7 protein-coding genes are annotated in these 6,522 nt (G+C 37.4%); 1 reads left to right on the top strand and 6 read right to left on the bottom strand.

What is annotated here, in order from left to right; all coding sequences use genetic code 11:
• Positions 1 to 1,334 precede the first annotated feature (1,334 nt).
• The 3 genes from AMDU4_RS11005 to AMDU4_RS10995 all read right to left on the bottom strand — a co-directional run bounded on the left by AMDU4_RS11005 (position 1,335) and on the right by AMDU4_RS10995 (position 4,192).
• Positions 1,335 to 1,931, bottom strand: coding sequence for a hypothetical protein (locus AMDU4_RS11005; protein WP_021788042.1), 597 nt, complete (start codon positions 1,929 to 1,931; stop codon positions 1,335 to 1,337).
• A 55-nt stretch (positions 1,932 to 1,986) separates the two neighbouring features.
• Positions 1,987 to 2,979: a proline racemase family protein gene (locus AMDU4_RS11000; protein ID WP_021788041.1), complete on the bottom strand. Its 993-nt coding sequence runs from the start codon at positions 2,977 to 2,979 to the stop codon at positions 1,987 to 1,989.
• Positions 2,980 to 3,040: 61 nt separating this feature from the next.
• A complete protein-coding gene (locus AMDU4_RS10995; protein ID WP_021788040.1) occupies positions 3,041 to 4,192 on the bottom strand; it encodes a M20 family metallopeptidase in 1,152 nt (383 codons plus the stop codon).
• 122 nt (positions 4,193 to 4,314) lie between these two features.
• On the opposite strand from AMDU4_RS10995, the gene AMDU4_RS10990 reads away from it, so the two are divergent.
• Positions 4,315 to 4,506, top strand: a complete 192-nt coding sequence (locus tag AMDU4_RS10990) for a hypothetical protein (RefSeq protein ID WP_021788039.1) — start codon at positions 4,315 to 4,317, stop codon at positions 4,504 to 4,506.
• 24 nt (positions 4,507 to 4,530) lie between these two features.
• Here AMDU4_RS10990 and AMDU4_RS10985 read toward each other — a convergent pair whose 3' ends face one another.
• The 3 genes from AMDU4_RS10985 to AMDU4_RS10975 all read right to left on the bottom strand — a co-directional run.
• Positions 4,531 to 4,797 (bottom strand): hypothetical protein, encoded by a 267-nt coding sequence (locus tag AMDU4_RS10985; protein ID WP_021788038.1) that lies wholly within the window; start codon positions 4,795 to 4,797, stop codon positions 4,531 to 4,533.
• Positions 4,798 to 4,815: 18 nt separating this feature from the next.
• Positions 4,816 to 5,652, bottom strand: coding sequence for an MFS transporter (locus AMDU4_RS10980; RefSeq protein WP_342765607.1), 837 nt, complete (start codon positions 5,650 to 5,652; stop codon positions 4,816 to 4,818).
• 54 nt (positions 5,653 to 5,706) lie between these two features.
• Positions 5,707 to 6,522 (bottom strand): hypothetical protein (locus tag AMDU4_RS10975; RefSeq protein ID WP_021788036.1); only part of this gene is annotated, 816 nt, incomplete at its 5' end.

Below are 6,522 nucleotides of genomic sequence, written 5' to 3'. Positions count from 1 at the left end.
ATGCCATCATTATGAACAAAGCTACTATGACTACAGATATCAACATTATATATCTCTGTTTCATAATATATATATATATATATATATATATATTAATTAAATATTTCCATTCTATTAAATATACTATTTCACTATGTGGAAATTATCTTACAATTCTTGTATAATATAATCCATTTACATGATAAACCTGTTTTCCCTTATATCCACAGTAGGATACCTGAGCACATAAATTTCAATTATGCAGCAAGGGGAAAGAGTGTAACAATAAAACTGGAATGCAAATCAGAGATCTCTGATATCATAGGTAAAACAATGAATATGGAAAGCATGATTAAAGGATTAGTGTACCCACACAATAGTATTTGGAAAACATTGAAAAATGGTACTCCTAGGTCAATAAAAATAAAATATATGTAAAGTCACGGTTATAAGAACTGTATTCGCATAGATATACAGAAACCTTCATATGTTATTATTGGATCAATATGATAATAAAACAATGGGTGGCGTTTAAAGATGAGAAGTCTTGAATTTGGGTCATGTAAAAATTGTGGACATCCCGTAGTTAATTTTAATTCAAAATGGCTTCATCACATAACAAGAAGTAATCTTTTAGGCTTACCGCATTGGCCTGCAGGACATATAATTACAGTGGATTGCAAATGGAAATGTAATTGCAGTATCCCAGAACTTGATCAGGCTAAGCCCTTGAAAACTAAATTGGTATATCTTGGTAGCAGAACAGACAGGTAACACATTTATCAAATGGAAAAGACACACGGTTTATATATAAACCAGTACCTGCAGTAAAAATGGTAAATAATCAGAACTTAATTTCCGCATGATAATCATTATCAGTGTAAGATGATGAACACCTGTTTTAAAGTATTCCCGTAACATTTCAGATAATTATGTATGTGCACATTTACGGATCTGAGGATATGGATGGCCCATGCTTTTGAGAACATCCGATGCTTCTATGCTCCTCGATGATATATACAGTTCCATATTCCAAACTGCCATTGGAACAACATCTAGATAATTCAGGCTCCTGCTTTCAAGGCTCATAGAAAAGAAAGTGAAAATCAAAATATCAAAGGGAAGACGAATTCTCTCATACCTGAAGGTTACGCCTGTTCGCCTTGGGTCAGGGGTTGTGTCATGATCAGGTCAGAATCAGAACAGGCAATGGATCTCCTCAATCAGATGAACATTCCATACCCGGAGAGAATCCTGGATGGTGCACGGACAAAAAAGAGTTAAATCCGACAGAGAAGGCAATGTTATATTGTTTGAGCATGCATTCTCACAAAAATTAAACTGCGGAACTCAAGTCAGAATATATTCTTTTTGGATATCAGGGCTATAACAACGGTAAATACCACTACAGATGATACGGTCACGGCAAAAATAATAAACGGATTAATCCCAACTCTCATCATGGAGAATATACCAGTTAAACCGTATAGGGATGACCCTGCGATAGACATTGCTTTGCCCCTAAGATAGATACGCCCAAATTTTGTTTTCAATCTTCTGGAGAGAACTGAAATATAAATTATCACAGGTGCAACATAATCTGTATCTTCAATACCGATGTTAAGGCTATTCTTGAACGTATTTATGTAGGCAATTTCTTTATTCCCAGAATAGATGGAAAAATTAATTTTTTGCTTTTTAAAGTTTTTTATTCCATTTTTATCCACACTGAAGTGCGTTCCACGGTAGTCCATAATTGAATTTTTTTGAAGATATCCTTCCTCTATGAAATTATGGCTTATAATATACCTGCCTTCTTTATATTCCAGTGTTATGTTATCACTTCCTTCTACAGTTATATACTTACCATTCTGGGATTTGACAATCTCCACGGCATACCCGTTAGGACCTGTAATTTTGTTGTTCAAATAAACATAGATTGTTTTAGCCATTTATAATAATTTATTGGATAAAAGTACATAAATTTATTGAATGCCATTTATATATTCACTGGACCAAAAATCCATGTTTCAGCGGGTCTGATGGATCAACCACTATTTTGCATAGCTGTGTTACCCATGCCCTTCCAGTAATTTCAGGTACTATGACAATGTTGCCATTTACAGTTTCTGAGGATATTATCTTACATGAAAATTTTGTCCTTATAATTGATTCATTCACATACTGTCCGTCCAGGGCGAGTTTACCCTCATGCACGAGCAGGGCAGCCCTTGCAGCGGTTCCCGTGCCGCATGGGGACCTGTCATAACTGTTCACGGAGAATGTAACAATTGCACGGTAATCATGCTTACTGTCAGTGATCATAGCCAGTGGATAGAAGTTTTTCTTATTGTCAGGATATATTTCTTTCAATATTTCATAGGATTTTGCCCTTATGACCTTTCCATAAGCCAGCAATTTGTCTATGTTTTCAGGTTCCACATCAACCCCTAAATCATCAGAATTTACAATAGCATAGAAATTTCCACCGTATGAAAGATTTACTTTTACTGGTTTCCCGTTTATGTCTATATCTATCTGTTTGACAAAGTATGATTTTACATCTATTATTGAAACTGATACCGGTTCTCCATTTTCTATTTTTACCCTTGCCTTTACGGTTCCTGCCACTGTGTCATATATGATTGTTTTTTCATTGCCTTCAAATGGAACATATCCCAGTGCAACCAGTGCCATACTCACACCAATTGTGGCATGGCCGCACATATCCAGATAGGATTCTGTAGTAGGGAAAATAATAGTATAATCACTTTCCGTGTTTACTGGTGGAAGCAATATGGCACCAAACTGATCCTTATGCCCCCTTGGTTCCAGAAGCAGGGTTTTCCTTATGTAATCATAATGTTCAATGAAATACTTTCTTACAGAAAGTGCATCCTTTAAATTTCTTGGTATATTATTCCAGAACATAATTCTTGTGGGTTCGCCTTCCGTATGTGTGTCTATAACATCTATTGTAAGTTCGGATTTAAAGCTCATAATGTAGAATTGTCTGGGCCATAAATAGTTTGGGATAAAAAAATAATAAAATAAAAACAGTTTATTTTATTTCCTTATTGAGTATGTACATAGCCGCTTCCTTTAACACCTTTGCCCCTGTGTAAAGTACACTCTCGTCCACATCAAATGTTGGAGAATGGTTAGCGGAATTTATTCCCTTTTGAATATTTCCGCCTCCAAGAATGTAATAGGCTCCTGGAACTTTCTGAAGAAAATACGCAAAGTCCTCCCCACCCATATTGGGCTTTGGATGCACGATATGATCCTTTCCAACTAATTTTTCAGCTGCCTGTTCTATATCCCTGGCTATATTCTCGTTATTTATAAGCACGGGATATCCCTTTATGTATTCATATTCGTATTCAATGCCATAAATAGATTTCAGGCCTTCCAGTATGTCTCTAATTCTTTTTATTATCTTTTCCTGAACCTCTACGCTGAAGGTTCTGACAGTTCCGGCAAGTTCAGAATGTGCTGCTATTATGTTATATCTGTAGCCTGCATTCACTGTTCCGGTAGTTATTACTGCCGGTTCCTGTGGATCAATTTCCCTTGAAACAATGGTATTCAGCATTTCAATAAGATGTGCAGTTATATATACCGCATCTACAGAATCCTGTGGTGCGGACCCATGGCCACCCTTCCCATGTATTTTTATATAAAATTCGTCTGCATTTGCCATCATGTCCTTATAATATATGGCTACCATCCCTGCGGGGAATAAACCCCAGATGTGCTGCCCTATTATGAAATCAACATTATCCAGTGCACCGTTTTTTATCATCTCAATGGCACCGCCGGGTGGCAGTTCCTCAGCAGGCTGGAAAATCAATCTTATGTTTCCCTTTAACTTTTCTTTTTCTTCTATCATCATTTTTGCTGCACCAAGAAGCATTGCCATATGGGTATCATGCCCGCACGCATGCATGACTCCCTCGTTTCTGGATATATAACCGGTCTGGTTTTCTTCAGTAACAGGCAGAGCATCCATATCTGCCCTTATTGCAACGGTTTTTTTCCCGTTTCCCTTTATATCAGCTATTATACCAGTTTCAGTAATTCTTTTAGGTTCTAAGCCCATAATTTTTAATTCCTCTTCTATCCTGTCGGCTGTTCTGTATTCCTTGAAGCTCAGTTCAGGGTTTTCATGGAAATATTCCCTCATTTTAATAATGTACTCTTCCGTATCCATAGAGAAACATTCTACAGGTATATATTAATTATTTTCTCTGAAAACTTAGTATCTGTCTCACAGAAACAAAAATTTCAATACAGTTAATAAAAGTTAATATATAAGATAAAAATGCAAACTTCATGGATCGACTTGCCATGATGGATTACCTTATAGGTGCCATAGCGATTATACTGGTAATTTACACTGCAATATCGAATATATATTTTTCATTCAAGTATTTCACATACTATGCAGTATTGCCTACAATAATAATATTAATACCACTGTACATTTTGCACAGGCACATCTACAAATTAAGAAATGCAAATTAAATATAAAAATTTAAAATAATAAAATTATGATAGGTGTTTCTCGAATTCCGGATGTTCAGCTATTGTGCTCTTTGTCATTTTTTTGGTAAATATTACGAATAGCACTGCCAGAAATGCCGGGATAATTACAGCTATGAGTGATGTTTTCTTAAATCCTCCCGGGAGTAATGCCTCATATAATGGCCCGCCAATCATCGTTCCTATATTAAATATGAAAAACAGAAATCCTGAAATAGTACCAACTATCCTGTCCTCTACTGAATCCTGCCCCAGTGCCACAAGAAGATCCACATACACACCCCATCCAGATCAGAATATGAATGTGGATACAACCAGCCCTGCAAATGTTGTAAACAGGAAAAACATTCCAGCCGAGCCTATGGCAATAAGAAGCGATGTTATTATTACCATGTACTTTCTTCCTACCTTGTCTGCAATAAAACCGATGGGAAAAGCCATTATAAATCCACCTGCCCCTGCCATTGACGCTATTATTGCCGCATTTCCATTTGATATAAGAAGCCCCTTTATCAGATAATCAGAAAAATATCCAAGGTATCCTGCAAATAACGTTATTCCAAAGAAGAAAATAGATATGGACAGGAGTATAATGTTTCTGTTGAACACGTTCTTTATATTCAGTTTTGTTGTTGGTTTTTCCTTTTTATATGTGACAGGTATTATCATTATTACCAGCATCAGGATAATTATTGCAAGGGCACCTGATATTTCAAAGGGAAGCCTGAATGCAGGAAGGAAAGGCTCTATAAGATAAGGACTGGCAAACAGCCCTACAGAGAAGAAAGTAGCCCATACAGATACTGCCTTTCCCCTTGTTTCATAGAATATATCCCCTAAAAGTGCAACTCCAGCCGGCTGGAATATGCCAACGCCCACTCCCACACCCAGCCTTGCTATAAACAGTTCTGGTGTTGTATTAACAAATCCTGTCATTACAGTAAAAGCAGAGAATACCAGCACAGAAAGTATTACGGTATTCTTTACCGAATACCTGTCAAACAGGTACCCACCAACCAGGCTGAATATGGCTATGCCGATGGCGTATCCAGTCAGTATCAGACCTATGGAAAGATATGTGGGCCCTGTTAATGCAGGTACAATATAGGTAGAACCGAATGAATAAATCTCACCGTCAAATCCCTCCAGAAATGCAGGTAAACATATGGCGTCAAAATCCGATTAGATCTTGATTGATGCAACCCATGCTTTTAATTCTTTTGCTGGCACTTCGACATTCACTTCCATCAACTTCACCAGAGCTTCTAGAACCGGTTTTCTTTCCCTGTCTTTCCCTATGATAGGTTCGCATGGATTCGGGCGTATGAGCTTTCTTGCTTCATTCATCTCCTTTTTTGTGACGGATGTGAATTCTTTAAGAAAATCGATCTTTGAAAGAATATTCTCTGTGTAATGCTTATTCTCCATATTGGAAAGAACTGCCGTAAGTGCACCAAACCTTGCCATCTCCCTTGCTGTCTGTGATCTTCCTGTCCGCCTGCGGATATGCATTCTTGACCATCTGTGCCCTATCTCTTCAATTCCATTGTGCCTCACGACGTTTATTTTATTTCCTTTTTTTCCTGTTACAGGTGATAGAAGTTCTTTTCTATGGTCATCTATACGTCTGTTGAATATTTTGGATATCCTCATGAGTTCACCACCGGTGGATTCACCTTCCTCCATTATGGCAGAGAGTGCCCTGTTCAGTTCGATCCCAATGGTTTCAATGTCGGGGATTTCTTTCATCTCTTTTGAATTCATTTCTCTTGATACACCCAGTGCTTTCCTCACATTTTCAAACCATTCCCATACCCTCACAATAATCCGGTATTTTTCAAGCACATCCGGTTCATGAGTGATCCCCCTCACAGCGGAATATAGATCCATCACAGGTTTCACGATCATCATATGTGATGCATTCCACCTGATGATTGATTCAAGCATATCCTCAATCTCCATACACCTCTTCATCACCTCAAAATATGGCAATACGAA

It is taken from the genome of Ferroplasma sp. Type II (genome assembly GCF_000496155.1).
This window is presented reverse-complemented; position numbering and strand designations above follow the sequence as displayed.

Bases quoted from the DNA above. Each gene is read 5' to 3' on its own strand.
- AMDU4_RS10995 (WP_021788040.1), bottom strand. From the start codon at position 4,192: ATGGATACGGAAGAGTACATTATTAAAATGAGGGAATATTTCCATGAA.
- AMDU4_RS10990 (WP_021788039.1), top strand. From the start codon at position 4,315: ATGGATCGACTTGCCATGATGGATTACCTTATAGGTGCCATAGCGATT.
- AMDU4_RS11000 (WP_021788041.1), bottom strand. From the start codon at position 2,979: ATGAGCTTTAAATCCGAACTTACAATAGATGTTATAGACACACATACG.
- AMDU4_RS11005 (WP_021788042.1), bottom strand. From the start codon at position 1,931: ATGGCTAAAACAATCTATGTTTATTTGAACAACAAAATTACAGGTCCT.